General features: G+C 64.2%; 1 protein-coding gene. It reads left to right on the top strand.

Annotated features, from left to right (window positions below; translation table 11 throughout):
* Positions 1-81: 81 nt before the first annotated feature.
* Positions 82-491, top strand: a 410-nt coding sequence (locus tag X773_RS0140705) for a helix-turn-helix domain-containing protein (RefSeq protein ID WP_031213505.1), incomplete at its 3' end; no start/stop codon positions are given.

Genomic DNA, 491 nt, shown 5'->3' on the forward strand with positions numbered 1-491 from the left:
GGTGTCCGAACCGGATAGATAGGTAACAGAATGGACTGATTGCATGGGTGACAGTTTTCTCCTTCGCCGGGAGGACCGGCGATGGTTTGGCGAGAGACTGGCATCATGGATGAGCGGCTTCGGTTTGTTGTGGAGTGCCTGGCGGGTGATGAGACGATGACGCAGCTTTGTGCTGACTTCGGCATATCGCGCAAGATCGGCTACAAATGGCTGGGACGGTACCGGGAGTTCGGCCCGGAAGGTCTGCATGACCGGCCGCGGGCGCCGCTCAATCATGGCCGGGCGACGGCGGTGGATCTGGTGGAGCGGATCGTTGCTTCGAAGGAGGCACATCCACTGTGGGGGCCGAAGAAGATCATGGCGCGGCTCAAGCGCACCGCTCCCGAGTTGGCCTGGCCGTCGGCCTCGACGGCTGGCGCGATCCTTGAGCGGCATGGGCTTGTCGGTCGGCGGCGCGCCCGCTGGAAGGCGGCGGGCAACGGACCATGGCC

The sequence above is a fragment of the Mesorhizobium sp. LSJC280B00 genome, from assembly GCF_000502835.1.
In the GTDB taxonomy this organism is placed as follows: domain Bacteria; phylum Pseudomonadota; class Alphaproteobacteria; order Rhizobiales; family Rhizobiaceae; genus Mesorhizobium.